Raw genomic sequence first — 25,915 nt, 5'->3', positions numbered from 1 at the left:
GATGGGTGCGTCGATCGCAGAAAACGATCTCGATGAAGACAGTGATTTCGCGGAATCGCACGAGATCAATGTTACGCCGTTCATCGACGTCATTCTCGTTCTCCTGATCATCTTCATGGTGGCGGCGCCGCTCTCGACCGTCGACCTGCCGATCGATTTGCCGACATCGACCGCAACGCCGCAGAAAAAGCCGGACAAGCCGACTTATGTGAGCATCAAGCCGGATCTCTCGGTTGCGATCGGGGAGACCATGGTCAAGCGCGTCGATCTGGTGCGCTCGCTCGATGCGATGCCGGATGCCAGCAAGGAGCGTCACGTCTTCCTGCGTGCCGACCGCGCGGTGCCCTATGGCGAATTGATGGACGTTCTCGAAATCCTGCGCGCCGGCGGCTATTCCAAGATCAAGCTGGTGGCGCTTGAGGGCGTGCCAGACGGAGCGGCGTCGCAAGCGGCGGCGCCGGCAAAGCCTTGACCGGGCTCGACGAGCAAAAGCCCTCCCGGCGGCTCTGGATTTTCGCCGCAGTGACCGCGCTCGCGCTTCATGTCGGTGGCGCGGCGCTGGCGATTGCGCATTTGCAGACCGAAGCGGCCGATGACGCCCTCGGCGCGACGGCAATCGAGATCGGGCTGGAAATGGCCTCCATGCGCCGCGAGGTGACCGACCTGCCGCCGGGTCCTGATACCGATGCGTCCGCGGCATCCCCCCAGCTTGCCGAGCAGAAGGCCGAGGTCAAGGAAACCGATCTGCCGCAGGATAAGCCGAACGAGCCCGAAGAAGCCGATCGGGTGGTGACGGAGAACGAGTCTAAAAAGCCGAAAGAGGACGAGCCAAAAGTCGCGGCGGTGCAGACGCAGGCCTCCACCGAGTCAATTGCCGCCGAGGCCACCGCAACGCCAAGCTCTGAGGCTATACCGGAAGGACAGCGTTCGATCGCGCCAGTGATCGGCACGGGAGAAAGCGCGCGGCGTATACGCGCGACCTGGCAGAAGGAACTGGTCGCGCATCTCGACAAGCACAAGCGCTATCCGAAAGAGCGCCAGCAGAAATCCGCCGAGATCCAGGTTCGCTTTACGCTCGACCGGATGGGCCACGTGCTCTCGACCGATATCGAAAGGGGCTCGGGCGATCCGGCCTTCGACGAGGCGGCGCTGGCGATGGTGCGGCGCTCCGATCCGGTGCCGATGCCGCCGCCTGTCATCGCCGACGAAGGCCTGACCTTCACCCTTCCGGTGATCTTCCGCGTCAAGAACAAGAGCTAAGGCCCGCGCGTAGTGGCGGCTCCGATGGCTCTTGGCCGCGCAGCATGCCGCGCGTCAGCGCCAGAAGTAGCGAATGCTGACGTAGACGATGGCGAGGCAGATGAAAATCAGCGCCACCGGCAGCCGCGGCTTTGCCGCAGATCCCGATGCAACCGCCTTCGGCCGCGGGGCCGGACGGCGGAAGGCGGTGACGTTACCGCTGTCCTTGGTCGGATCGCTCGCGCGCGAAGGGAGTTGTGGCGGCGTTCCGCTGCCGCCCATTTCCGCATAGTACCTCTTGTACATAAGCTGGATGGTGGCCTCGGAAGCATCATCCTCGGTCATTGTGGCTAGCAACTGCCTGTAGCCTTCGAGAAAGCTCTGCGCCTCGGCGGGCAGGGCGGAAAATCCGTTGAGCTTGGCCATCATTTTCCAGGTTGCAAAATCTGCCCTCGCGCGGGTATCGGCGCGGCGTGCAATCAACATATCGGCAGCTTTTGTCGGCATGGCCCGGGTCGGTTCTTCCCTTTGTGCGTCTGCTTCTATCTGAACTTTAGGCGTTGCCGGTGATGAAGAGAAGCGCGCTGATCACATAACCGGTCAGTGTCCGCAGTATCGCCGAAATAACATCAAGATTTAGGCCGAGCTGCGCGCCGAGAATGGGAAGCAGGATCAGAAGGCCGAGCAGGATCAACATTCCATAGGGTTCCAGCCGCGACAGCGGGTAAGACAGCACCTGCGGCAGCAGCCCGACCGCGACCCGGCCGCCGTCCAGCGGCGGGATCGGCATCATGTTGAAGATCGCCAGCACGATATTGATCAGAAAAGCATTTTTTAGGTTGTCCGCCGTCCATTTGGCGGCCTCTGCCGGCACCAGAGGCAGGGCATGGAAGGTTAACGCCACGATGATCGCCAGAATAATGTTGGTGGCCGGTCCGGCCAGCGCCACCCAGACCATGTCGAGCCGCGGATGGTTCAGGTTCCGGAAATTCACCGGGACCGGCTTGGCATAACCGAACAGGAATGGAGAGTGTGACAGCAGGAGAAGGCCCGGAAGAATCACGGTCCCGAACGGATCGATATGCTTGAGCGGGTTGAAGCTGACCCGGCCAAGCTTCAGGGCGGTATCGTCTCCGAGCCGGTATGCCACAAAGCCGTGGGCGGCCTCGTGGAAGGTGATGGCGATAAGGAGCGGTAGCACCCAGACGGAGATGGCATACAACGAGATGTTCAAGCGGGAGGCCCTGGGACTTGCGCATTGAGCGGCCAGGTTAGCACGGAATCCGGTTACCGGGCCGTTATTGCGGAACCGATTCCTGATACTGCTTCAGCCCATCGTCGATACGCACCCAGGCGATCTTCTCGGAAACCCAGATGTGCTCGGTCGGCGCAAACGCGTTGCGGTCGTCGAAGGTGGCCAGCGCCACGCCAGCCGCGGTACCGTCGGTGCGCCAGGTGAATAGGCGGGTGCCGCATTTCCGGCAGAACAGGCGCTCAAGCCTCGCTGAGGTCGCATATCGGGAGGTTTCGCCTTCGACGGTCAATGCGAATTGGGGGAATAGTGCCCGCGCAAAGAACGGCGAGCCCATCGCCTTCTGGCAGTTGCGGCAATGACAGATGCGGACATTGAGCGGCTCGCCTTCGGCCTTGAACCGAACCGCGCCGCACAGACAACCGCCTTCTCTGGTCATGACCGCTCCTCCGGAACCGGATCAAACGGGCGAGGCTGATATTCCTCATTCTGAGGAGCGGCGTCTTCGCCGCGTCTCGAGGGATGAGGCCCCACCTTGGCCACATTGTTCGAGACGGCGCAAGAGCGCCTCCTCACCATGAGGCTCGGCTAACTGTTTCATGGCTAATATGTCGCCCGGCCGCCGGAGATATCGAACACCGCACCCGTCGAGAAGGCGCAATCCTCCGACGCCAGCCAGGCCACCATCGCCGCGAGTTCTTCCACCAGCACAAAGCGGCCCTTCGGAATTTTCGACAGCATGAAATCGATGTGCTGCTGCGTCAGTTGGTCGAAGATTGCGGTTTTCGCCGCGGCAGGCGTCACCGCGTTGACGAGGATGTCGTGTTGGGCGAGTTCCTTGCCGAGCGACTTGGTCAGCGCGATCAGTCCGGCCTTCGAGGCCGAATAATGCGCGGCGTTCGGATTGCCTTCCTTGCCGGCGATCGAGGCGATGTTGACGATGCGGCCGTATTTTTGCCGGATCATCGCCGGCACTACCGCCTTGCAGCAGATGAAGGGACCGTCGAGATTGATGCGCAGCACCTTGCGCCATTCCTCGAGGTCGGTTTCCCACACGGTGGCGTTGACGCCGGCGATGCCGGCATTATTGACGAGGATGTCGATCTTGCCGAGCGCCTTCAGCGTCTCGTCACGGGTCTTCTCGACGGCGCCAAGATCTGACACGTCGACCTTGAAAGCTGTCACCGCCGGCCCGATTTCTTTGGCGGTCTTTTCCGCCATCGGCAGGTCGAAATCCCAGATCGCGACTTTCGCGCCGGATGCGATGAAGCGCTCAGCGATGGCGCGCCCAAAGCCCTGCGCCCCGCCGGTAACGACGGCACAACGTCCGTTCAGATCGATCTTGTTCATGAAGGTGATCCTTTCCTTCGATGCTCCTCATGGTGAGGAGCGCTCTTGCGCGTCTCGAACCATGAGGCCCGTGGCCCATCCTTCGATACGCCGCTTCGCGGCTCCCAGGATGAGGATTGCATTTACAACGTCCAGCCGCCGTCGATGACATGCGCGACGCCGGTGGTGAACGCGCTTTCGTCGCTGGCGAGATAGACGGCGAGAGCCGCGATCTCCTCGGCAGTGCCGAGCCGTCCCATCGGCTGCCGCGCGATGAACATCTCGCGTCCGTTGGGGCCGGCGGCGGCTGCGCGTTCCAGCATCGAGGGGGTTTCGACGGTGCCCGGGCAGATGCAATTGCAGCGGATGCCTTTGCTGATGAAATCGGTGGCGACCGAGCGGGTCAGCGCCGCGACCGCCGCCTTGGTCGCGCCATAGACGTAGCGGTTCGGCGCGGCCTTGAACACGCCGGCGGCCGACGAGATGTTGACGATCGTGCCGCGGCCATTGTCCAGCATATCAGGCAGGAACGCGCGGATCGTGCGATGCATCGACTTGACGTTGAGGTCGAACGAAAAATCAAAATCTTCATCCGAGCAATCCAACACCGTGCCGTGATGTACGAAGCCTGCGGCATTGAGCAGGATGTCGGTCTTGCCGGCGCGCCTGGCCATGGCGGCGACGGCTGCGCTGTCGCGGACATCGAGCCTCGCCACCTCGGCGATGCCTTCGTTCTTGAGTGCGGCAAGCTTGGTCTCGTCGATGTCGGTGGCGAACACGGTTGCGCCTTCGCGCGCAAAGGCCACCGCGCAGGCGCGGCCGATTCCGACGGCGGCGGCGGTGACGAAAGCGCGCTTGCCCTTCAGGCGGTCTGACATGTTTTCTCCTGTTTATTGTTTCCCGTCATTGCGAGCGCAGCGAAGCAATCCATCTCGCCCACGGGAAGGAAAGAATGGATTGCCTCGTCGCTTGCGCTCCTCGCAATGACGGCGCTTGCCTAGTGATTGTCGCGCGCCACGCCGACCGTGCCGGCAATATTCTGATAGCGCGTGGCGAGCTCCATGCAGGCGCCGGTGGCCTGCTGGCCGACGGTCGAGCGATAGAGCTCCTGCCACGGCGTCTGGTTGGCCGGGTAGGGGAAGCCGCCCTTGTCCTTGAGCTCGGCGCGACGCTTTTTCAACTCATCGCTGGTGATCAGGATGTTGGCGTCGCCCTTGTTGAGGTCGATGCGCACCTTGTCGCCAGTGCGCAGGATCGCGAGCCCGCCGTCAGCTGCGGCCTCCGGCGAGGCGTTGAGGATCGACGGCGAGCCTGATGTACCGGACTGCCGGCCGTCGCCGATGCAGGGCAGCGAGAGGATGCCGCGTTTGATCAGCGCTGCCGGCGGCTGCATGTTCACGACCTCGGCACCGCCGGGATAGCCGATCGGCCCGGCGCCGCGGATGAACAGCACGCAGTGTTCGTCGATATCGAGCGAGGGATCGTCGATCCGCTCGTGATAATCCTCCGGACCCTCGAACACGATCGCGCGCCCCTCGAACGCGTTCGGGTCCTTGGGATTGTTGAGATAGCGGTCGCGGAACTCCTTGGAAATCACGCTGGTCTTCATGATCGCGGAATCGAATAGATTGCCGCGCAGCACCAGAAAGCCGGCGTCCTTCACCAGCGGCTTGTCGTAGCTCCAGATCACATCGCCGTCGGGCTTGGGCGCCTCGCGGCAGTTCTCGCCGATGCTGCGGCCGTTGACCGTGAGGGCGTCCTCGTGGATTCGCTTGTGTGCCATCAATTCGCGTACCACTGCCGGCACGCCGCCGGCGCGATGATATTCCTCGCCGAGATAGAAGCCGGCCGGCTGCATGTTCACCAGGAGCGGGATGTCGTGACCGTGCTTCTGCCAGTCGTCGATCGAGAGCTCGACGCCGATATGCCGCGCCAGCGCGTTGATATGGATCGGCGCGTTGGTCGAGCCGCCGATCGCCGAATTCACCACGATGCAGTTCTCGAATGCCTTGCGGGTCAGGATGTCGGAGGGCTTGAGATCCTCCCAGACCATCTCGACGATTCGTCGTCCCGTCTCATAGGCGATCTGGCCGCGCTCGCGGTGCGGTGCGGGGATCGCCGCACAGCCCGGCAGCGACATGCCGAGCGCTTCGGCGAGCGAGTTCATGGTCGAGGCGGTGCCCATGGTGTTGCAATGGCCGACCGACGGGGTCGAGGAGGCCACGAGCTCGATGAAGCCGTTGTAGTCGATCTCGCCGGCGGCCAGCATCTCGCGCGCTTTCCAGACGATGGTGCCCGAACCGGTGCGCTCGCCGTTGTGCCAGCCGTTCAGCATCGGACCACCCGAAAGCACGATGGCGGGCAGATTGACGGTTGCTGCCGCCATCAGGCAAGCCGGCGTGGTCTTGTCGCAGCCGGTGGTCAGCACCACGCCATCCAGCGGATAGCCGAACAGGACTTCGACCAAGCCCAGATAAGCGAGGTTGCGGTCGAGCGCCGCGGTCGGCCGCTTTCCGGTCTCCTGGATCGGATGCGTCGGGAATTCCATCGCGATGCCGCCGGCGGCGCGGATGCCTTCGCGCACCCGGTGCGCCAGTTCGAGATGGTGGCGGTTGCACGGCGACAGGTCATTGCCGGTTTGGGCGATGCCGATGATCGGCTTGCCCGACTGCAATTCCTCCCGGGTGAGGCCGTAGTTCAGGTAGCGCTCGAGGTAGAGCGCGGTCATTCCCGGATTGTGCGGATTGTCGAACCATTCGAGCGAACGTAGTTTCCGGCCCTTGGCATTGGTCTTGTTGTCGTTCTTTTTCATTGGTTCCTCCCGCACTGCAAACCCGGTCAGCGGTCCTTGTCGAAGCAGCGATTGCACAATGCTGAAAATTTCATCCGCTGCAAACGTGCTTGCCCATGCCGATCCGGTTTCTGGTAGGTCAATCCTAGTTCGACCTAAAAGATAGCGCTACCATTTTCATCGTCCTCTGCGAACCGCGCTGAAACCGTCACGAATTTTGCGGCATCGAGCTTTCGCGCACCATCAATTGAAAACCGAGGTCGAGCACCGGCTCTTGCGGGCGCCGGCCTTCGATTGCGTCGATCACCATGGTGACGGCATGCCGGCCCATTTCATAGCGATTGGTCCGTACGCTCGTGAGGGAGGGGACGGCGGACGCCATGAACTCCAGGTCGTTGAAGCCGACGATTGCAAGGTCACGGGGTACCGCAATCTGGCGGCGCTGACATTCGAACAGCACCCCCAGCGCCAGATCGTCGTTGACGCAGAATACTGCGTCGATCTCGGCCGTTCGCGCCAGCAGATCGGCGAACAGCGTCCCGCCGAGCGTCACCGTGGTCGGCACGGACGTGGTGACGACGAGGTTGGGATCGAACAGGGACGCCGTTTTCATGGCATCACGATACCCTTCGAACCGCCGCTGTACGCGGGGATCCATCCGCGCGCCGAGAAATCCTATTCGGCGGCGTCCTTGCTCCAGAATGTGCGAGATCGCTGCAAACGCCGCATCGTAGTGCGAGAATCCGACCATCATGTCCACCGGGCTGTCGCCGATCTCCATGATCTGCGTGACCGGACAATTCATGGTCTCCAGGACCTTGCGCGATTCCGCGGTCTGGTTGATGCCGGTGACGATCAATCCCGCAGGCTTCTGCGCCCGAAACAGGCGCAACAGCTTTTCCTCCTGCAGGATGCTGTATCGCGTATTGGCAAGCTGGATGCTGTAGCGGCTGCCTTCGGAAGAATCGTAGATGCCGCGCAACACGTCGGCGAACACATTGTTGGTAAGGGATGGAATGACGACGCCGATGACTTCGGTGCGATGCGAGGCCAGCGCCCGCGCGGCAAGATTGGGAACATAACCGAGTTCCTTCACGGCGCTGTCAACGCGTTCCCGCTTGCTCAACGACAATGCTTCAGGGTTCCTGAAAAAACGCGATGCCGTGATTGGGCTGACGCCAGCGAGCTTGGCGACCTCGGTGAGGCGGATTTTGCCAGACTTTGTCTGTTTTCGTCCCATCTTGCGCTCATACCACAACAAATTAGACGATTGAACAATTATTGACAGCGCTACCATCGGATTGCTAAAAGCCGCCAAACTGCGGATGATAATGACCGTTGAATTCGGCTTCCGGCATTAGAGTCGAAAAAGACAGCAGGGCGTCACCACCCGCTTCTGGCGCCAAACAAGAGCAAATGAGGGGAGTGAATTCATGTCGTCGGTACAGATTCGCGACGTGCGCAAGTCGTTCGGCAATTTTGAAGTTTTGCACGGCGTGTCGATTCCGATCGAGGATGGCGAGTTCGTCGTACTCGTCGGCCCCTCCGGCTGCGGCAAGTCGACCTTGCTGCGGATGCTCGCCGGCCTTGAAAACATCACCTCGGGAACGATTTCCATCGGCGATCGTGTGGTCAACAATGTCCAGCCCAAAGAGCGCGACATTGCCATGGTGTTCCAGAACTACGCGCTCTATCCGCACATGACGGTGGCCGACAATATGGGCTTTTCGCTCAAGCTGCGCGGCGCCAAGCCTGAGGAGATCTCGACCGGCGTGAAGCGCGCCGCGGAAATCCTCGCATTGACCCCGCTGCTCGACCGCTATCCCCGGCAATTGTCGGGCGGCCAGCGCCAGCGCGTCGCCATGGGCCGCGCCATCGTGCGCGACCCGCAAGTGTTTCTGTTCGACGAGCCGCTGTCTAACCTCGACGCCAAGCTGCGCGTTGCGATGCGCACCGAAATCAAAGAGTTGCACCAGCGGCTCAAGACCACGACAGTCTACGTCACCCACGACCAGATCGAGGCCATGACCATGGCCGACAAGATCGTGGTGATGCATGACGGCATCGTCGAGCAGATGGGCACGCCGCTCGAGCTTTACGATACACCGGCCAACCAGTTCGTTGCCGGCTTCATCGGTTCGCCGGCGATGAATTTTCTCAAGGGCAAGGTGAAGTCGAACGGCAGCGCCGGCTTCGAGGGTCCGAATGGCGTCAGGCTGCCGCTGAAGACCGCGCCCGCCAATTCGGAAGGGCAGCCGGCCGTCTACGGCGTGCGGCCCGAGCATTTCACCATCGCCGATGATGGCGCCGAAGCCGAGATCGTCGTGGTCGAGCCGACCGGTTCGGAAACCCAGGTCTTCGCCAAGCTCGGCGGAGAACAGGTGGTCGCCGTGTTCCGCGAGCGGCATCAATTCAGTCCGGGCGACAAGGTCCGGCTCAAGCCGGATCCGGCACTCGTGCATCTGTTCGACGAGACGACGGGCAAGCGACTGAATGGCTGAGCAATAACCAAAGTGGCTGAGCAATAACCAAAAAATACTCAAAGGGAGGATGGACCATGCAAGACTTTACCCGCCGCTCTCTGCTCCAGGGCGGCACCGCGCTGGCGGCGGCTGGCGCGCTGACCGGACCTGCACTGCTCGATTTCGCCAAGGCCTGGGCGCAAGCCTCGCCGTGGAAGGCGGAGCAGGGCGCCAAGCTCACGGTTATGCGTTGGAAGCGCTTCGTGCCGGCGGAAGACGACGCCTTCAACGCCATGGTCGCTGCATTCAAGACCGCGACCGGCACCGAGATGAACGTGTTCTCGGAGTCGTTCGAGGACGTGCAGCCGAAAGCCTCAGTTGCCGCCAATACCGGCTCGGGTCTCGACCTCGCCTGGGGCCTGCACACGCTGCCGCAGCTCTTCCCCACCAAGGTCCTCAAGATGAACGACGTTGCCGATTACCTCGGCAAGAAATACGGCGGCTGGACCGATGCGGCGCAGAAGACCTGCATGCTCGGCAATGACTGGCTCGGCATTCCCGTCGCCACAGTCGGCGGCTACATGACCTACCGCAAGTCCGCGACCGACAAGGCCGGCTTCAAGGAATTCCCCAAGGACTTCCCGAGCTTCCTCGAAATGTGCAAGGCGCTGAAGGCGAACAACACGCCGGCCGGTTTTGCGCTCGGTCACGCCTCAGGCGACGCCAATGCTTGGCTGCACTGGGTCCTGTGGGGCCACAACGCCTGGACCGTCGACAAGGACGACAAGGTCATCATCAACTCGCCGGAAACGATGAAGGCGCTCGAGTACTGCAAGGCGCTCTCCGACACCTTCGTCTCTGGCACGGCGTCGTGGAACGACTCTTCCAACAACAAGGCGTTCCTCGCGGGCGAACTGTACTGCACCGCCAACGGCATCTCGATCTACGTGGCGGCGAAGGATGATGCCAGCAAAAAGGAACTGGCCGAGGATACCTATCACGGTCTGTGGCCGGTGGGCCCGATCGGCAAGCCGACGGAGTTGCAGCTTGCCGTGCCGATCCTGGCCTTCAACTTCACGAAATATCCGAACGCTGCAAAGGCCTTTATCGCCTTCATGCTGGAGAAAGAAAACTACGATAAATGGCTGAGCGGCGCGCGGGGCTACCTGACCCACACGCTCAATTCCTATGATGCAGCGCCGGTGTGGACTGCCGATCCCAAGAACGCGGTGTTCGCCCAGGCCTCCAAACGCGCGTTGCCGGCTTCCGGCATCGGCAAGGTCGGCGAGAAGGCCGCGACCGCGATCGCCGACTTCATCGTCGTCGACATGTTCGCCAACTACTGCACCGGCGCCAAGGATGCCAAGACGGCCATGGCGGAAGCCGAGCGGCAGCTGAAGCGCATCTATCGCTAAGAGTTGAGAGCGGGCGGCGGCTCGTCTGCCGCCCGTTTGACTTAGGCTAACGGGTACACTGCCCAGAAGATCGCCAGGATTGGCTGGCCCAAGGAAACTGGCTCATGGCTGACATCGCAATCACGCCGGCAAAAGCCAAATCGCAGATCCGCGAAGCGACGTCGTGGGACCAGCTCAAGCACAACAGGAACTGGCTCGGCTTCTGGTTCATGGTGCCGGCGATGGCGTTCCTGATCCTGTTCCTTGCCTATCCGCTGGGGCTCGGCATCTGGCTGTCCTTCACCGACACCAAGATCGGCCGCGTCGGGCAGTTCATCGGCTACGAGAACTACGAGTGGCTGTGGGACGACGCCATCTTCTGGCTCTCGGTGTTCAACACGCTGCTCTACACGTTCGTCGCCAGCGCGATCAAATTCGGCATCGGCCTTTATCTGGCGCTGTTGCTCAACGAGAACATGCCGTTCAAGGCGATGCTGCGCGCCGCCGTGCTGATTCCCTTCATCGTGCCGACCGTGCTGTCGGCGCTGGCATTCTGGTGGATCTTCGATTCCCAGTTCTCGATCATCTCCTGGTCGCTGAAGCATCTCGGCATCATCAACCAGAACATCAATTTCCTCGGTGACCCGACTTGGGCGCGGATCTGCGTGATCTTTGCCAATATCTGGCGCGGCGTGCCGTTCGTTGCGATCACGCTGCTCGCGGGCCTGCAGACGGTGTCGCCGTCGCTTTACGAGGCGGCGACGCTCGACGGCGCATCGCGCTGGCAGATGTTCCGCCACATCACCTATCCCTTGCTTACGCCGATCATCGCGGTCGTGATGACTTTCTCGGTGCTGTTCACCTTCACCGACTTCCAGCTGATCTGGGCGATGACCCGCGGCGGCCCGGTGAACGCCACGCACCTGATGGCAACCTTGTCCTACCAGCGCGCAATCATCGCCGGGCAATTGGGCGAGGGCGCCGCCATCGCCAGCGCCATGATCCCATTCCTGCTCGCGGCCATCATGGTCTCCTGGTTCGGTCTGCAGCGCCGCAAGTGGCAGCAGGGAGAGAACAATGACTGATCTCCGCGCCGCTGTATCCTATTTGGCGCGAACGGGGCAGGCCCCGCGCGCGCAGCGCCGCAATTGGCAGCAGGGAGAAAACAATGACTGATCTCCCGACCACGCACGTCAATCTCAAGGGTGTGTTGACGTCATCCGCGCCGACCGCGGACCATTCCGAGGGCATGAGCTATCTGCAGTCCGTGCCGCGCCGGCTGGTGACGCTTTATCTCCCGCTGTCGATCATCGTATTCGTGCTGCTGTTCCCGTTCTACTGGATGGCGCTCACCGCCGTGAAGCCGGATGCGCAGCTCCTGGATATGGAGACCTACAGCCCGTTCTGGACCTGGAATCCGACCTTCAAGCACTTCTACAAGCTGCTGTTCGAAAGCCACTATCCGATGTGGCTCTGGAACACGATGTATGTGGCGGTCTGCGCTACCTTCCTGTCGATCGTAGCATCCGTGCTCGCCGCCTATGCCATCGTCCGGCTGCGCTACAAGGGCGCTAACCTCGTCGGTGGCTTGATCTTTCTTGCCTACCTGGTGCCGCCGTCGATCCTGTTCATTCCGCTCGCCACCGTCGTGTTCCAGTACGGCCTGTTCGACTCGCCGCTGGCGCTGATCCTGACCTATCCGACGATCCTCATTCCGTTCTCGACCTGGCTGCTGATGGGCTATTTCAAGACCATCCCGTTCGAGCTGGAAGAGTGCGCGCTGATCGATGGCGCCAGCCGCTGGCAGATCCTGATCAAGATCGTGCTGCCGCTGGCTGTCCCCGGCCTGATCTCGGCGTTCATCTTCTGCTTCACGCTGTGCTGGAACGAATTCATCTACGCGCTCACCTTCCTGCAATCGACCGTGAACAAGACCGTGCCGGTCGCGATCGTCAACGAGTTCGTCGATGGCGACGTCTACCGATGGGGCTCGCTGATGGCGGGCGCGCTGGCGGGATCCCTGCCGCTGGTCATCCTTTACGCCTTCTTCGTCGAGCATTATGTGTCGGCCATGACGGGAGCCGTGAAAGAGTGAGCGCATTAAGGCCCGGGTCTGACATCATCTCTTGACGCGTTTTCTTCACGCGAACCGGTTCTCACTTCGCTTGAAAACGCTATAGAAGAGTAAAAAAAGGAGACGGGTCTTGCACATTCTGATTCTCGGCGCCGCCGGCATGGTGGGCCGCAAGCTGACCGAGCGGCTGTTGCGTGATGGCCGGCTAGGCAAGCACGAAATCACCCGCATGACGCTGCAGGACGTGGTGGCGCCAGCCAAGCCCAGCGCGTCGATCCCGATACAAGTCGTAGCTTCCGATTTCGCCGATCCCGGCGCGGCGGAGCCATTGATCGCCCATCGGCCGGAGGTGATCTTCCATCTCGCCGCGATCGTCTCCGGCGAGGCCGAAGCCGAATTCGACAAGGGCTACCGGATCAATCTCGACGGAACGCGATATCTGATCGACGCCATCCGCCATGTGGGCGACGGCTACAGGCCGCGGCTGGTGTTCACGTCCTCGATCGCGGTGTTCGGCGCGCCATTCCCGGAGAAGATCGGCGACGAATTCTTCCATACGCCGCTGACGAGCTACGGCACTCAGAAATCGATCTGCGAACTCCTGATCAACGATTATACGCGCAAAGGCCTGCTCGACGGCATCTCGATCCGCCTGCCGACGATCTGCGTGCGGCCCGGCAAACCGAACAAGGCGGCGTCCGGTTTCTTTTCCAACATCATTCGCGAGCCGCTGGCTGGCGAGGAGGCGGTGCTGCCGGTCTCCGAGGACGTCCGCCACTGGCACGCCTCGCCGAAATCAGCGGTCGGCTTTCTGGTCCACGCCGGCACCATGGACCTCAACGCGATGGGGCCGCGGCGCAATCTCAGCATGCCCGGTCTGTCAGTCACCGTGGGCGAGCAGATCGCGGCCCTTGACCGCGTCGCCGGCAAGAACGTCACCGCGCGCATCAAGCGCGTGCCCGATCCGACCATCATCGGCATCGTCTCCGGCTGGCCGCGCGATTTTTCCACGGATCGCGCGCTCAAGCTCGGCTTCACCACCGCCGAGAAGACGTTTGACGACATCATCCGGATCCACATCGAGGATGAACTCGGCGGCAAGTTCGCTGCCTGAGTTGATTTCGCGCCAGTTCACGCGGATGCGGTCATGAGCAAGGTAGCCTGCATCGGCGAATGCATGGTCGAACTGAAGCAGGCCCAGGGCATTCAAGCCGGCCTGTTTTCGCGCGGCTATGGCGGCGACACGCTCAACACGGCAGTCTATCTCGCGCGCCTTGGCGCCGGCACCGATTACATCACCGCGCTTGGCGACGATCCCCTCAGTGACGAAATGATCGCCGGCTGGGCCGCAGAAGGGGTCGGAACCGGATGGGTGATACGGCTACCCGGCAAACTGCCGGGCCTCTATCTGATCGAGACCGACGAGAAGGGCGAGCGTCGCTTCTTCCACTGGCGCGACAGCGCGGCCGCGCGCAGCCTGATGGATTTGCCGCAGACGGCGGAGATCCTCAATTCACTCGCCGGCTATGATGTGGTCTATCTCTCGGCAATCACGCTCTCGCTGTATGGCGCGGCAGGAAGAACACGGCTGTTCGCGGCCCTGAAACGCGCGCGCGAAAATGGCGCTCGCTTTGCGTTTGATACCAATTTCCGAGCCCGCGGCTGGCCCGACCTCGACGTCGCGCGTGCCGTTTTTCAGGAGGCCTTTGCCACAGCCGATATCGTGCTGGCTTCCACGGAGGATTTGCTGCCGCTCTATCCTGATATGACCAACGAAGCCTTGCTGGCGCGGATTCCGGGCGCCGAGGTGGTATTGAAGCTTTCGGAGCCGGCGAGCATCGTGCGCCTCGAAAGCGTACCTTATCCGATCAAGGCCAAGCCCGTGGAAGCGCCCGTCGTCGACACCACGGCGGCCGGCGACAGTTTCGCAGCCGCCTATGTGGCCGCGCGTCTCGTCGGCGCGGATCCGATTGAGGCCGCCCGCGCGGGGCATCGTCTGGCTGGCATTGTGGTATGTCATCCCGGCGCGATCATACCGCGCGCGGAGATGCCGTCCGGCCTCATCCCGAACCACGCCAATTCTCGCAAGGCATCGCCATGACCGCAGCCACAAGGCAGGAACAACTCGCCGGCATCTTCAAATCCGCGACCGTGATCCCCGTGCTCACTATCGAGCGGCTGGAGGACGCGGTGCCGCTGGCGCGGGCGCTGGTCGCAGGCGGTGTGCGGGTGCTGGAAGTGACCTTGCGGACGCCGGTCGCCGCGGACGCCGCCAAGGCCATGATCGCGGAGGTCCCGGAAGCCGTGATCGGCATCGGCACCATCCTCAATGGCGATGATCTGGCGCGGGCGAGGGCGATCGGGGCCAGGTTTGGCATCAGCCCCGGCTCGACGCCGGAACTCCTGAAGGCGGCAGCCGCCAGCGACCTGCCGTTCGCGCCCGGGATCGCGACGGCTTCCGAACTGATGCAGGCGCTTGCGGCCGGCTTCGATCTCGTCAAATTCTTCCCCGCCGAGCAGGCCGGCGGTATCAAGGCACTGCGGGCGCTGGCGGGACCGTTTCCCCATATTGAGGTGTGCCCGACCGGCGGCATCGGCGAGGCCAATGCGGCGGCCTGGCTGGCCGAGCCGAACGTGGTCGCGGTAGGCGGTTCCTGGCTATGTCCGGCAGCGGACATCCGGTCCGGCAACTGGGCTGGCATAACCGCCATGTGCGCGCGGACCATGAAATCGCTGAAACCGGCGTGAAGTCTTTTTCCTGATAGGGTACAAAGGCTTCAGAACCGGAACAGGGAGAACGGCCATGACAGCCAGCATCGTCGGATGGGCGCACACGCCATTCGGCAAATTCGACGCGGAAACTGTCGAGAGCCTCGTAGTCAAGGTTGCGACCGATGCGCTGGCCGACGCCGGTATATCCGCTGAAGATGTCGACGAGATCGTGCTTGGGCATTTCAATGCCGGCTTCTCGCCGCAGGATTTTACCGCCTCGCTGGTGCTGCAGGCCGATCCCAAGCTGCGCTTCAAGCCGGCCACTCGGGTCGAGAACGCCTGCGCCACCGGTTCGGCGGCGGTGCATCAGGGTATCCGGGCGATCGCCTCAGGCGCGGCCAGGATCGTGCTGGTGGTCGGCGTCGAACAGATGACGCGGACGCCCTCGGCCGATATCGGGCGCTACCTCCTGAAGGCGTCCTATTTGCCCGAGGACGGTGACACCGTCGGCGGTTTTGCCGGCGTGTTCGGCAAAATCGCGCAAAGCTATTTCCAGAAATACGGCGACCAGTCGGACGCGCTGGCGATGATCGCGGCCAAGAACCACAAGAACGGCGTCGCCAATCCCTACGCGCAGATGCGCAAGGATTACGGCTTTGAATTCTGCCGCGCCGAGAGCGAGAAGAACCCGTTCGTCGCAGGTCCCCTGAAGCGTACCGATTGCTCGCTGGTGTCGGACGGCGCGGCGGCCCTGGTGCTGACGGATTCGGAAACCGCGAAGACCATGGGCAAGGCGGTGAACTTCCGCGCCACCGCGCATGCGCAGGATTTCCTCCCGATGTCCAAGCGCGACATCCTGCAGTTCGAAGGCTGCACCGTCGCCTGGCGGCGTGCGCTGGCGCAAGCCGGCGTGCAGCTTTCCGATCTCTCCTTTGTCGAGACCCACGACTGCTTCACGGTCGCCGAATTGATCGAATATGAAGCGATGGGCCTGACGCCGCGTGGGCAGGGCGCCCGAGCCATCAAAGAGGGCTGGACGCAGAAGGACGGCAAGCTGCCGGTCAACCCGTCCGGCGGCCTGAAGGCCAAGGGCCACCCGATCGGCGCCACCGGCATCTCCATGCACGTGATGAGCGCGATGCAGCTCGTCGGCCAGGCGCCCGAGGGCATGCAGCTCAAGAACGCCAAGCTCGCGGGCATCTTCAACATGGGCGGTGCGGCGGTGGCGAACTACGTCTCCGTGCTGGAGCCTACGAAGTAGGCGTTGCATCATGCCGACGGCGATTGGGCATCGGCAGCATTGGGTAGGGTGGGCAAAAGCGCGCTTGCGCGTTGCCCACCATGACTGGCGCGAGATGAGGCTGGTGGGCACGCTGCACTTTGCCCACCCTACAAAATCGTCCGGAGCTGCATTATGAGCAACGAAAGTTCGATGTCAGAGGCAGAGCTGAACAACCGGATCAGGATTCTGGAAGACAATATCCGGCAGTTGATCGAACAGGCCGCGGCCGCCTCCGGCGAACAGAACGAAGCGCGCATCGCCGACCGCCTCAGCCAGCAGAATGAAGAGCTGGAGCGCCTGACCAAGGAGCGCGACGCCAGATCCAAGAGCGCGCCGCCGAAGAAATAGCCGCTACCGCGCGCATGCGGCCATACGCTGGGCGCGCCTTGATCTTCGCGATAGCCTGCCGTTACTTGGCCTCACAACAATGCGGACCGGGAATGGCCGCGTAGCGGGGAGCAGGGCCGATCCATGGGACCATTGGCGGGTATCAAGGTCATCGACATGACGACCGTGCTGATGGGGCCTTACGCCACCCAGATGCTTGGCGATTACGGCGCCGACGTCATCAAGGTTGAATCGCTCGACGGCGACGTGACGCGGCAGATCGGCCCGACCCGTCATCCCGGCATGGGGCCGGTCTTTCTCAATACCAACCGCAACAAACGCTCGATCTGCCTCGATTTGAAGAAGCCGGCTGGGCGCGATGCCGTGCTGCGACTGATCAAGACGGCCGACGCGCTGGTCTACAATGTGCGGCCGCAGGCCATGGCGCGATTGAACCTCGGCTATGACGTGGTGTCGGAAATCAACCCGCGCCTGATCTATGCCGGCGTGTTCGGCTTCGGCCAGGACGGCCCCTATGCGGCAAAGCCCGCCTATGACGATCTGATCCAGGGCGCGACCGCACTGCCGGCGCTGATGGCGCAGACCGCCGACGGCGTGCCGCGCTATGTCCCCAACGCGCTGGTCGACCGTATCGTCGGGCTGACGGCGGTAGGCGCGATCTGCGCCAGCCTCGTCGATCGCAACCGCACCGGCCGCGGCCAGCGCGTCGATATCCCGATGTTCGAAACCATGGCCGGTTTCGTAATGGGCGACCATATGGGCGGTCTCACCTATGAGCCGCCGCTCGACAAGGGCGGTTATGCGCGGCATCTCTCGCCGGACCGCCGGCCCTACAAGACTTCCGACGGCTATATTTGCGTGATCGTCTACAATGACAAGCAGTGGCAGAATTTCTTCGATGCCACCGGCCGTGACGATCTTCGCGTCAACCCGAAATTTGCGACCTTCGCCGGGCGCGCCGCCAATATCGACGCGGTCTATGCCGAATTGGCGCGTATCCTCGCGACCAAGCCCACGGCCGAATGGCTCGCTATCCTGGAGAAGGCGGACGTGCCGGTCATGCCGATGCACGACCTCGAGAGCCTGCTCGGCGATCCCCACATCCTCGCGACCGATTTTTTCCCGGTTGTCGATCATCCGACCGAGGGCCGCATCCGCAACATGAGACCTTCGGCGCGATTTTCGCAAACGCCGGTCGAGACGAAGCGGCTGGCGCCACGCCTGGGCGAGCACGGCGCGGAAATTCTGCAAGAAGTCGGCTTTACGCCGGATGAAATCGCAGCGCTGGTGCGCGATGGCGTCACCAGGAACGCAGCAAATACGTAGGGGCAGGATAGATGGATTTTGCGCTGTCGGCCAACCAGGAATCGATCCGCGACGCAGTTGAAAAAATCTGCTCGGGGTTTGACGACGCCTATTGGCTGAAGAAGGACAAGGAGGGCGGCTATCCCACCGACTTCCACCGCGCGCTCGCGGATGCCGGCTGGCTCGGCATCTGCATCCCCGAGGAATATGGCGGGTCCGGGCTCGGCATCACCGACGCCGCGATCATGATGCGGACGATTGCGGAATCGGGCGCTGGTATGTCCGGCGCCTCCGCCGTGCACATGAACGTGTTCGGTCTCAATCCCGTCGTCGTGTTCGGCACTAAGGAGCAATGCACGCGGATGCTGCCGCCAATCATCGACGGGCGCGACAAGTCCTGCTTCGCGGTCACCGAGCCCAATACCGGCCTCAATACCACGCAGTTGAAAACCCGCGCGGTGCGCAAGGGCGACAAGTATGTCGTCAATGGCCAGAAGGTCTGGATTTCCACTGCCCAGGTCGCCAACAAGATTCTGCTGCTGGCGCGCACCACGCCGCTGGAAGAGGTGAAGAACCCGACCCATGGCTTGAGCCTGTTCTACACCGATTTCGACAAGCAGCGCGTCGCGGTCCACGAGATCGAGAAAATGGGCCGCAAGCCGGTCGATTCCAACGAACTGTTCTTCGAGAATTTCGAGATCCCGGTCGAGGATCGGCTCGGCGAGGAGGGCCGCGGCTTCGAATATATCCTGCACGGCATGAATCCCGAGCGCATTCTGATCGCCGCCGAAGCGGTCGGGCTAGGGCAGGTCGCGCTGTCGCGTGCGGCGGCCTATGCGAAGAGCCGCATCGTGTTCAATCGTCCGATCGGCATGAACCAGGGCATCCAGCATCCCCTCGCGAAGAACTGGATGGAACTGGAAGCCGCCTGGATGATGGTGCTGCGCGCGGGCTGGCAATACGACCAGGGCATGCAATGCGGGCCCGCAGCCAATGCCGCGAAATATCTCGCCGCCGAAGCCGGCTTCCACGCCTGCGAGCAGGCGGTGATGACGCATGGCGGCTTCGGCTATGCCAAGGAATATCACGTCGAGCGTTACCTGCGGGAATCGCTGATTCCACGCATCGCGCCGATCAGCCCGCAGCTTGTTCTCAGTTTTATTGCCGAGAAGGTGCTGGGGTTGCCGAAGTCGTATTGAGGATGGGAAGGCGGTCTCTCCACAGCGTCATTCCGGGATGGTCCGAAGGACCAGACCCGGAATCTCGAGATTCCGGGTTCGCGCTTCGCGCGCCCCGGAATGACGAGGAGACATTGTTATGAGCTTCATCACCGGCGTCGGGTTGACACCTTACGGCAAGCACGAAGGCTCGTCCTCGCTCGATCTCATGAGCAAGGCCGCTGAGCTCGCCATTGCCGACGCCGGGCTCAAGCGATCCGAGATCGACGGCATCCTCTGTGGCTATTCGACCGTCTCGCCGCACATCATGTTGGCAACCGTGTTCGCCGAGCATTTTGGCATCCAGCCGTCCTATGCCCATGCCGTGCAGGTTGGCGGCGCAACCGGGCTTGCCATGACCATGCTGGCGCATCATTTGGTCGACGCCGGCGTGGCCAGGCATCTGCTGGTTGTCGGCGGCGAAAACCGCCTCACGGGCCAGAGCCGCGACGCCTCGATCCAGGCGCTGGCGCAGGTCGGCCACCCCGATTACGAGGTGCCGCTGGGGCCGACGATCCCTGCCTATTACGGTCTCCTCGCGTCGCGCTACATGCACGAATATGGTGTCACCCAGGAAGACCTCGCCGAATTCGCCGTGCTGATGCGGGCTCACGCCTTGACGCACCCCGGCGCCCAGTTCCACGAGCCGATCAGCGTCGCCGACGTGATGGCCTCAAAACCAGTGGCGATGCCGCTCAAGCTCTTGGACTGCTGCCCGGTGTCCGACGGCGGCGCTGCGTTCGTGATCAGCCGCGAACCGACCGGCGCGATCGGTGTTCGCGTGCGCGGCTGCGCGCAGGCGCATACCCACCAGCACGTCACGGCGGCCCCGGCCTTAAGCGAACTCGGCGCCGAGATCGCGATTGCCAAGGCGATGGCCGCGTCCGGCATTGCAATATCGGACGTGCGTTACGCCGCGGTATACGACAGTTTCACCATTACCCTCGCCATGTTGCTGGAGGATCTCGGCCTGGCCGGGCGCGGCGAGGCGGCCGCGCGGGTGCGGGCTGGGCATTTCGGCCGCGACGGCGCCATGCCGCTCAACACCCATGGCGGGCTGTTGAGTTACGGCCATTGCGGCGTCGGCGGCGCGATGGCGCATCTGGTCGAGACTCATCTGCAGATGACCGAGCGTGCCGGCGGCCGGCAGGTTCGTGATGCCTCGATTGCGCTCTTGCATGGCGATGGCGGTGTGCTGTCGTCGCATGTCAGCATGTTCCTGGAGCGGGTGCGGTGAACGACATGCTCGCCGATTGGACTGAGGGTGCCGAGGCCATCGTCTATCAAGCCTGCGCTGCCTGCGGGAAAGTGCAGTATTTTCACCGCAGCTTCTGCGCCGCCTGTGGTGCGCCGGATCCGGTCGAGAAACGTGCCAGCGGAATAGCGACGGTCTACGCGACGTCACTGGTGTGCCGCGCCGCGACACCGGAGACACGCGCGCATGTCCCCTACAATATCGTGCTGGTCGATGCGGCCGAGGGGTTTCGCATGATGGCTCACGGCGCCCATGATCTTGCGATCGGCGATGAGGTCACCGCAAGCTATCGGCCGTTCGCGGGAAGATTGGTGCCGTATTTTGAGAAAACGAGGTGAGTGTCAGGCAAATGCTCACGCAGCGAAGCAACCCAGAATTACGCGGAACGGGTTGAAAATCTGAGTGCTTCGACGCGTCAACATTCAGTGCCAGTAGAACACAACGCTGGCGATAACGAGCATCGCTGATACCGCCAACATCTGCGCAAGCGCTTCCGAGGCTGCCTTCCTGGTGGCTTCCTTCATGCCTAACTCCCTAGACTTGGGCATGAGTCATCGTTGCCCGTGAAGGCCTGATGAGCTCAGTCTGGTTTACTCGGAACACCCCGCGACGAGTATTCGCTCTTTCGAGTCCCCACTCAGCGAATATCGACAGCCGTGAGAATCGACCAGCATTGAGGCGGCAATTTGGCTCGCTCGTAGCCGGTTTGTGCGCGAGATCGGGAGTTTTTTGGCGCGGGTCGAACGGCCCAGGCGCGGATTTGAAGCTGCGGCAGCGGCGTTTCGCCGGTTGATCCACTCCCTGCTGCGGTGCATGATCTCTCTGTCAACAAATCAGAAAATCCTGAAACCCCCAAGGTGAAGAATGGCCCGCATCGAATATAGCGATCCTGCCAAGCACAACGATCGTACCCGCGAACTGCTCGGCAAAAACCGCAATGCGAACATTTTCCGGATGATGGCGCATTCACCGAGCTATCTCGAACAATACTGCCGGTTGGGCGGGGCCATCCGGCACAAGGGCGAACTGGACCCCATCGTGCGCGAACTCGCCATCACCCGCACCGGCATCCTGTGCGAGGCGCCGTATGAAATCGTCGCCCACAAGCGGATCGGCAAGAACGTGGGCGTAACCGACGAGCAGAACGAGGCGCTGGAGAACTGGGAATCGGCGACCTGTTTCACCGACGTGCAACGCGCCGCGCTCGCCTTCACCGACGAGATTGTCAGGCGCCACAAACCGACGGACGCGACCTTCAATGCGATTGCCGCCAAATTGACCCCGGCCGCGTTGGTCGAGCTGCAGCTTTCGGTCGGCTTCTACATCATGACGTCGAAGTTCCTGGAAACCTTTGCCATCGACATGCAACCGGTGACGGAAGTGGTGGGCTGATCGGCGGGCGTTCTCAGCTCAACGGCCCGTATCGCCGTAGCGCCTCCAGCGTCAATCCCTTGCCGACGGCGCCGAAGATGTCGCCTTCGACGAGGCGGGCCGTCGGCGCGGCTTTGGTGATCGCCTTGCGTACATGGGCAAGCTTCACCGAGCCGCCGGTCAGGAACACGGCGTCGATGGCGTCGGCATTCAGTCCGGCCTGAATGAGGCAGTTCTTGATGCGCGCCGAAATGCGCGTGGCGAGTTGCTTTGTGTGACTGACGAGATCGCCTTGGCTGATGGCGGCGCTCAGTCCCGGCGCCACCCACGCGAGCGGGATCTCGGATCGAGACATCTCGGAAAGCGCGATCTTGGCGTCTTCGACTTCCATCGCCAGCGTATGGCCGCGCTGTTCGTGGATCACGCGTATCAGCCGGTCGAGAAGTTCGGGCCTGGCGGCTTCCTGCCGGACCTGCCGGATATCGGCCAACACGCGCGGCTCATACATCCGGTTGATGCTGGACCAGGTGGCGAGATCGTGGAAATAGCTCGATGGCACGTCAAGCCCGGGCCGCTTCATGGCGCTGCCGAAGCCGAACAGTGGCATGACCACGCCAAGGCTGAGCTGACGGTCGAAATCGGTGCCACCTATCCGCACGCCGTCATTGGCGAGAATATCGGCTGCCCGATCGGCCTTGCCGTGACGTTCGGGTCCCAGACGCACGATTGAAAAATCCGACGTGCCGCCGCCGATGTCGGCGATCAACGCGAGTTCCTCGGAAGTGATTTGCTGCTCATAGTCAAGCGCCGCAGCGATCGGTTCGAACTGAAACGTGACTTCGTCGAAACCGATTCCCTTCGCGATTGTCCGCAAGGTCTCTTCGGCCTTGCGATCGGCGTCCGGCGCATTGTCGACAAAGTGCACCGGGCGGCCGTGGACGACGCTGCGCAGGGGGCCGCCCGTCGCCTGTTCCGCGCGGCGCTTGATCGCGCCGAGGTAGTTGGCGATCACATCGCGGAAACCGAGCCGCGCGCGGCCGAGCCGGGTGGTTTCCTCGATCAGCGAGGTGCCGAGCACCGATTTGAGGCTGCGCATCAGACGGCCGGCCGTGCCTTCGACATAGGCTTCCATGGCTTTGCGGCCGATCAGGACGTTGCCGTCCGCCGCGTAAAAGATGGCACTGGGAATCGTGTTGTGCGGCGACTCCAGCGGCGCCAGAGCCGGCGTCTGGGCATCGATGGTGCCGAGCGTCGTGTTCGACGTTCCGAAATCAAGGCCGCAGATCGACATGGGGAGCTCCGGGAGGGAGCGCCCGTTTACACATTACGAGGCCATCGATCCACCCCTATTCTTGGCCTGATTTTTCGGCGAATCCCGCGTCTCTATCGTGACCGATGGCGCCCGATCCACAGATCAATTTCTTTCGTCCGGCGCCTTGGCAAATCAACCCGAGATGGTCCATAAGCTGCGTCCCGCGGCCGGTCATCCGGCCGCAAACGGCTTTTGGAAAGAGGTCGCGTGGCAAACATCAACCGACAGATTGCGCAAGAGCTCGGCGTTCGCGAGGAGCAGATCGCAGCAACCGTCGAACTGCTGGATGGCGGCGCCACGGTGCCGTTCGTGGCGCGCTACCGCAAGGAAATCACTGGCGGTCTTGACGATGCGCAATTACGCAACCTGGAAGAGCGTCTAACCTACTTGCGCGAGCTCGAAGCGCGGCGGGTGGCGATCCTCGATTCGATCCGCGAGCAGGGCAAGCTCGATGCCGCGCTGGAAGCGCAGATCATGGCCGCCGATACCAAGGGCCGCCTGGAAGACATCTATTTGCCGTTCAAGCCGAAGCGCCGCACCAAGGCCGAGATTGCCAAGGAAGCCGGCCTTGAGCCCTTGTCTGAATTGCTGCTGACGCAGCCGCAGAACGATCCGCAGGCCGTGGCCGCGAATTTCGTCGACGCCGAGAAGCAGGTGCCGGATGTTGCCGCTGCCCTGGAAGGCGCACGCGCGATTCTGGTGGAGCGATTCGCCGAAGACGCCGACCTGATCGGCCGGCTGCGCGAGGAGATGTGGTCGAACGGACTGATGATCTCGACCGTGCGCAAGGGCAAGAAGCTCGAAGGCGAGAAGTTCAAGGACTATTTCGATTTCAACCAGTCGCTGAGCAAGCTGCCCTCGCACCGCATCCTCGCGATGTTCCGCGGCGAGAAGGAAGAAATCCTCGAATTGCAGATCCAGCCCGAGGCGAATGTGCCCGAGGCTGGCGTGCCCAGCACGTATGAACTGAAGATCATGCAGCGCTTCGGCATTACCGATCAGAAGCGCCCGGGCGACCGTTGGCTGATCGATACCGCGCGCTGGGCCTGGCGCACCAAGATCCAGGTGCATCTCAACATCGACCTGCGGATGCGGTTGTGGACCGCGGCCGAAACCGAGGGCGTGCGCGTGTTCGCCTCGAACCTGCGCGATCTGCTGCTCGCCGCGCCGGCCGGCGCGCGCGTCACCATGGGGCTCGACCCCGGCTATCGCTCCGGCGTCAAGACCGCAATCGTCGATGCGACGGGCAAGGTGGTGGCGACCACGACGATCTATCCGCACGAGCCGCAACGGCAGTGGAACGAAGCACTGGCGACGCTCGGCAAGCTCGCGGTGGCGCACCGCGTCGAGCTGATCGCGATCGGCAACGGCACCGCCTCGCGCGAGACCGACAAGCTGGCGACCGAGCTGGTCAAGCTGCTGCCGGACCTCAAGATGTCGAAGATCGTGGTGTCGGAGGCCGGCGCGTCGGTCTACTCCGCCTCGGCCTTTGCGTCAGAGGAATTGCCGGAACTTGACGTCACATTGCGCGGCGCCGTGTCGATCGCGCGGCGTTTGCAGGATCCGCTCGCCGAGCTCGTCAAGATCGATCCGAAGGCGATCGGCGTCGGCCAGTACCAGCACGACCTCGGCGAAGCCAAGCTGGCGCGTTCGCTCGATGCCGTGGTCGAAGACTGCGTCAACGCGGTCGGCGTCGATGCCAATACCGCGTCCGCGCCGCTGCTGGCACGGGTGTCGGGCATCGGGGCAGGGCTTGCGCAGAGCATCGTGCAGCACCGCGACGCCAACGGGCCGTTCAAGTCGCGGAAAGATCTGAAGCAGGTGCCGCGGCTGGGACCGAAGGCGTTCGAGCAATGCGCCGGCTTCCTGCGCATCAACAATGGCGAGGACCCGCTGGACGCCTCCGGCGTTCACCCCGAAGCCTATCCGGTGGTGCGGCGGATTCTCGCGGCTACCAAGAGCGACATCAAGGCGCTGATTGGAAATAGCGATATCGTGCGCCAGTTGAAGCCGCAGAGCTTCGTCGATGAAACCTTCGGCCTGCCCACGGTGACCGACATCCTGCGCGAACTCGAAAAGCCCGGTCGCGACCCGCGTCCGGCGTTCAAGGCCGCGGTGTTCAAGGAAGGCGTCGAGGAGATCAAGGATCTCAAGCGCGGCATGATCCTGGAAGGCACCGTCACCAACGTCGCGGCATTCGGCGCCTTCGTCGATATCGGCGTGCATCAGGACGGCCTGGTGCACATCTCGGCGATGTCGAAGAACTTCATCAAGGACCCGCGCGAGGTGGTCAAGCCCGGTGATATCGTCAAGGTCAAGGTGCTCGAGGTCGAAGTCGCCCGCAAGCGCATCGCGCTGACGCTGCGGCTCGACGACGAGGTCGGCGCCAAGGGCCCCAAACTGTCTGATAGCAAGATGCGCGAATATTCCAAGGCGGCGATGACGTCGGCATCGCCGCGCAAGCCGCAGGAGCAGCCGGGCGGCGCGCTCGCCGAGGCGCTGCGCCGCGCCGCGGAGAAGAGCGGACGGGGCAAGGCTGGGTAGGCGCTTGGGCGTTCCCCGGACGCTGCGC

The 25,915-nt window shown here is 62.7% G+C and carries 25 protein-coding genes; 17 read left to right on the top strand and 8 right to left on the bottom strand.

All coding sequences use genetic code 11. The annotated features are described in order from the left end of the window. Position 1: 1 nt before the first annotated feature. Entirely contained in the window at positions 2 to 472 is a 471-nt protein-coding gene (exbD, locus tag HCN50_RS19440; protein WP_171711261.1) for a TonB system transport protein ExbD, read from the top strand. Beyond that, on the top strand, positions 469 to 1,260 hold the full coding sequence (locus HCN50_RS19435; protein WP_171711260.1) for a TonB family protein: 792 nt from the start codon (positions 469 to 471) through the stop codon (positions 1,258 to 1,260). Before exbD ends, HCN50_RS19435 begins: the two co-directional genes overlap by 4 nt. Positions 1,261 to 1,314: 54 nt before the next feature. Here the strand turns inward: HCN50_RS19435 and HCN50_RS19430 are convergent, their stop codons facing one another. The 7 genes from HCN50_RS19430 to gntR all read right to left on the bottom strand — a co-directional run bounded on the left by HCN50_RS19430 (position 1,315) and on the right by gntR (position 7,851). Further along, complete coding sequence (locus tag HCN50_RS19430; protein WP_235977057.1) at positions 1,315 to 1,746, bottom strand: hypothetical protein; 432 nt, start codon at positions 1,744 to 1,746, stop codon at positions 1,315 to 1,317. A 46-nt stretch (positions 1,747 to 1,792) separates the two neighbouring features. Next, positions 1,793 to 2,473, bottom strand: coding sequence for a site-2 protease family protein (locus HCN50_RS19425; protein WP_171711259.1), 681 nt, complete (start codon positions 2,471 to 2,473; stop codon positions 1,793 to 1,795). A gap of 64 nt (positions 2,474 to 2,537) precedes the next feature. After that, complete coding sequence (locus HCN50_RS19420) at positions 2,538 to 2,930, bottom strand: GFA family protein (protein WP_171711258.1); 393 nt, start codon at positions 2,928 to 2,930, stop codon at positions 2,538 to 2,540. A gap of 164 nt (positions 2,931 to 3,094) precedes the next feature. Further along, positions 3,095 to 3,841: an SDR family NAD(P)-dependent oxidoreductase gene (locus HCN50_RS19415; protein ID WP_171711257.1), complete on the bottom strand. Its 747-nt coding sequence runs from the start codon at positions 3,839 to 3,841 to the stop codon at positions 3,095 to 3,097. Between the two features lie 122 nt (positions 3,842 to 3,963). Further along, positions 3,964 to 4,698, bottom strand: coding sequence for an SDR family oxidoreductase (locus HCN50_RS19410; protein WP_171711256.1), 735 nt, complete (start codon positions 4,696 to 4,698; stop codon positions 3,964 to 3,966). 119 nt (positions 4,699 to 4,817) lie between these two features. Continuing rightward, positions 4,818 to 6,632, bottom strand: a complete 1,815-nt coding sequence (locus tag HCN50_RS19405) for an IlvD/Edd family dehydratase (RefSeq protein ID WP_171711255.1) — start codon at positions 6,630 to 6,632, stop codon at positions 4,818 to 4,820. A gap of 187 nt (positions 6,633 to 6,819) precedes the next feature. Continuing rightward, positions 6,820 to 7,851 (bottom strand): HTH-type transcriptional regulator GntR, encoded by a 1,032-nt coding sequence (gene gntR / locus HCN50_RS19400; protein WP_171711254.1) that lies wholly within the window; start codon positions 7,849 to 7,851, stop codon positions 6,820 to 6,822. Between the two features lie 193 nt (positions 7,852 to 8,044). Here gntR and HCN50_RS19395 point away from each other — a divergent pair, with 193 nt between their 5' ends. The 14 genes from HCN50_RS19395 to HCN50_RS19330 all read left to right on the top strand — a co-directional run bounded on the left by HCN50_RS19395 (position 8,045) and on the right by HCN50_RS19330 (position 22,052). Beyond that, on the top strand, positions 8,045 to 9,112 hold the full coding sequence (locus tag HCN50_RS19395; RefSeq protein ID WP_171711253.1) for an ABC transporter ATP-binding protein: 1,068 nt from the start codon (positions 8,045 to 8,047) through the stop codon (positions 9,110 to 9,112). 56 nt (positions 9,113 to 9,168) lie between these two features. Then, positions 9,169 to 10,488: an ABC transporter substrate-binding protein gene (locus tag HCN50_RS19390; RefSeq protein ID WP_171711252.1), complete on the top strand. Its 1,320-nt coding sequence runs from the start codon at positions 9,169 to 9,171 to the stop codon at positions 10,486 to 10,488. A 104-nt stretch (positions 10,489 to 10,592) separates the two neighbouring features. Further along, positions 10,593 to 11,552, top strand: coding sequence for a carbohydrate ABC transporter permease (locus tag HCN50_RS19385; RefSeq protein ID WP_171711251.1), 960 nt, complete (start codon positions 10,593 to 10,595; stop codon positions 11,550 to 11,552). A gap of 83 nt (positions 11,553 to 11,635) precedes the next feature. Continuing rightward, positions 11,636 to 12,562, top strand: coding sequence for a carbohydrate ABC transporter permease (locus tag HCN50_RS19380; RefSeq protein WP_171711250.1), 927 nt, complete (start codon positions 11,636 to 11,638; stop codon positions 12,560 to 12,562). 109 nt (positions 12,563 to 12,671) lie between these two features. Next, positions 12,672 to 13,655, top strand: a complete 984-nt coding sequence (gene denD, locus HCN50_RS19375; RefSeq protein WP_171711249.1) for a D-erythronate dehydrogenase — start codon at positions 12,672 to 12,674, stop codon at positions 13,653 to 13,655. A 33-nt stretch (positions 13,656 to 13,688) separates the two neighbouring features. Next, positions 13,689 to 14,642 (top strand): sugar kinase, encoded by a 954-nt coding sequence (locus tag HCN50_RS19370; protein WP_171711248.1) that lies wholly within the window; start codon positions 13,689 to 13,691, stop codon positions 14,640 to 14,642. Then, on the top strand, positions 14,639 to 15,289 hold the full coding sequence (gene eda / locus HCN50_RS19365; RefSeq protein WP_171711247.1) for a bifunctional 4-hydroxy-2-oxoglutarate aldolase/2-dehydro-3-deoxy-phosphogluconate aldolase: 651 nt from the start codon (positions 14,639 to 14,641) through the stop codon (positions 15,287 to 15,289). The genes HCN50_RS19370 and eda overlap by 4 nt, the downstream gene beginning before the upstream one ends. Positions 15,290 to 15,344: 55 nt before the next feature. Next, a complete protein-coding gene (locus HCN50_RS19360; RefSeq protein ID WP_171711246.1) occupies positions 15,345 to 16,514 on the top strand; it encodes an acetyl-CoA acetyltransferase in 1,170 nt (389 codons plus the stop codon). A 153-nt stretch (positions 16,515 to 16,667) separates the two neighbouring features. Further along, a complete protein-coding gene (locus HCN50_RS19355; RefSeq protein ID WP_171711245.1) occupies positions 16,668 to 16,883 on the top strand; it encodes a hypothetical protein in 216 nt (71 codons plus the stop codon). A gap of 123 nt (positions 16,884 to 17,006) precedes the next feature. Further along, positions 17,007 to 18,209, top strand: coding sequence for a CaiB/BaiF CoA transferase family protein (locus tag HCN50_RS19350; protein ID WP_171711244.1), 1,203 nt, complete (start codon positions 17,007 to 17,009; stop codon positions 18,207 to 18,209). Positions 18,210 to 18,220: 11 nt separating this feature from the next. Then, positions 18,221 to 19,387 (top strand): acyl-CoA dehydrogenase family protein, encoded by a 1,167-nt coding sequence (locus HCN50_RS19345; protein ID WP_171711243.1) that lies wholly within the window; start codon positions 18,221 to 18,223, stop codon positions 19,385 to 19,387. 118 nt (positions 19,388 to 19,505) lie between these two features. Continuing rightward, on the top strand, positions 19,506 to 20,642 hold the full coding sequence (locus HCN50_RS19340) for a thiolase family protein (RefSeq protein ID WP_171711242.1): 1,137 nt from the start codon (positions 19,506 to 19,508) through the stop codon (positions 20,640 to 20,642). Next, complete coding sequence (locus HCN50_RS19335; protein WP_171711241.1) at positions 20,639 to 20,998, top strand: Zn-ribbon domain-containing OB-fold protein; 360 nt, start codon at positions 20,639 to 20,641, stop codon at positions 20,996 to 20,998. Before HCN50_RS19340 ends, HCN50_RS19335 begins: the two co-directional genes overlap by 4 nt. A 526-nt stretch (positions 20,999 to 21,524) precedes the next feature. Beyond that, entirely contained in the window at positions 21,525 to 22,052 is a 528-nt protein-coding gene (locus HCN50_RS19330; RefSeq protein ID WP_171711240.1) for a carboxymuconolactone decarboxylase family protein, read from the top strand. A 13-nt stretch (positions 22,053 to 22,065) separates the two neighbouring features. On the opposite strand, the gene HCN50_RS19325 is transcribed toward HCN50_RS19330, so the two are convergent. Next, entirely contained in the window at positions 22,066 to 23,322 is a 1,257-nt protein-coding gene (locus HCN50_RS19325) for an Hsp70 family protein (RefSeq protein ID WP_171711239.1), read from the bottom strand. A 228-nt stretch (positions 23,323 to 23,550) separates the two neighbouring features. Here HCN50_RS19325 and HCN50_RS19320 point away from each other — a divergent pair, with 228 nt between their 5' ends. Beyond that, complete coding sequence (locus HCN50_RS19320; RefSeq protein ID WP_171711238.1) at positions 23,551 to 25,887, top strand: Tex family protein; 2,337 nt, start codon at positions 23,551 to 23,553, stop codon at positions 25,885 to 25,887. The last annotated feature ends 28 nt before the right edge of the window (positions 25,888 to 25,915 follow it).

Source organism: Bradyrhizobium archetypum, assembly GCF_013114835.1.
Lineage (GTDB): Bacteria > Pseudomonadota > Alphaproteobacteria > Rhizobiales > Xanthobacteraceae > Bradyrhizobium > Bradyrhizobium archetypum.
The sequence above is the reverse complement of the archived record's forward strand: the minus strand, read 5'-3'. Positions and strand labels throughout refer to the sequence as shown.

Coding starts and splice junctions, on each gene's coding strand:
- HCN50_RS19325 (WP_171711239.1), bottom strand. CDS start 23,322: ATGTCGATCTGCGGCCTTGATTTCGGAACGTCGAACACGACGCTCGGC.
- HCN50_RS19330 (WP_171711240.1), top strand. CDS start 21,525: ATGGCCCGCATCGAATATAGCGATCCTGCCAAGCACAACGATCGTACC.
- gntR (WP_171711254.1), bottom strand. CDS start 7,851: ATGGGACGAAAACAGACAAAGTCTGGCAAAATCCGCCTCACCGAGGTC.
- HCN50_RS19420 (WP_171711258.1), bottom strand. CDS start 2,930: ATGACCAGAGAAGGCGGTTGTCTGTGCGGCGCGGTTCGGTTCAAGGCC.
- HCN50_RS19355 (WP_171711245.1), top strand. CDS start 16,668: ATGAGCAACGAAAGTTCGATGTCAGAGGCAGAGCTGAACAACCGGATC.
- HCN50_RS19390 (WP_171711252.1), top strand. CDS start 9,169: ATGCAAGACTTTACCCGCCGCTCTCTGCTCCAGGGCGGCACCGCGCTG.
- HCN50_RS19385 (WP_171711251.1), top strand. CDS start 10,593: ATGGCTGACATCGCAATCACGCCGGCAAAAGCCAAATCGCAGATCCGC.
- HCN50_RS19410 (WP_171711256.1), bottom strand. CDS start 4,698: ATGTCAGACCGCCTGAAGGGCAAGCGCGCTTTCGTCACCGCCGCCGCC.
- HCN50_RS19345 (WP_171711243.1), top strand. CDS start 18,221: ATGGATTTTGCGCTGTCGGCCAACCAGGAATCGATCCGCGACGCAGTT.
- HCN50_RS19395 (WP_171711253.1), top strand. CDS start 8,045: ATGTCGTCGGTACAGATTCGCGACGTGCGCAAGTCGTTCGGCAATTTT.
- HCN50_RS19360 (WP_171711246.1), top strand. CDS start 15,345: ATGACAGCCAGCATCGTCGGATGGGCGCACACGCCATTCGGCAAATTC.
- eda (WP_171711247.1), top strand. CDS start 14,639: ATGACCGCAGCCACAAGGCAGGAACAACTCGCCGGCATCTTCAAATCC.
- exbD (WP_171711261.1), top strand. CDS start 2: ATGGGTGCGTCGATCGCAGAAAACGATCTCGATGAAGACAGTGATTTC.
- HCN50_RS19415 (WP_171711257.1), bottom strand. CDS start 3,841: ATGAACAAGATCGATCTGAACGGACGTTGTGCCGTCGTTACCGGCGGG.
- HCN50_RS19405 (WP_171711255.1), bottom strand. CDS start 6,632: ATGAAAAAGAACGACAACAAGACCAATGCCAAGGGCCGGAAACTACGT.
- HCN50_RS19350 (WP_171711244.1), top strand. CDS start 17,007: ATGGGACCATTGGCGGGTATCAAGGTCATCGACATGACGACCGTGCTG.
- HCN50_RS19430 (WP_235977057.1), bottom strand. CDS start 1,746: ATGCCGACAAAAGCTGCCGATATGTTGATTGCACGCCGCGCCGATACC.
- HCN50_RS19370 (WP_171711248.1), top strand. CDS start 13,689: ATGAGCAAGGTAGCCTGCATCGGCGAATGCATGGTCGAACTGAAGCAG.
- HCN50_RS19380 (WP_171711250.1), top strand. CDS start 11,636: ATGACTGATCTCCCGACCACGCACGTCAATCTCAAGGGTGTGTTGACG.
- HCN50_RS19340 (WP_171711242.1), top strand. CDS start 19,506: ATGAGCTTCATCACCGGCGTCGGGTTGACACCTTACGGCAAGCACGAA.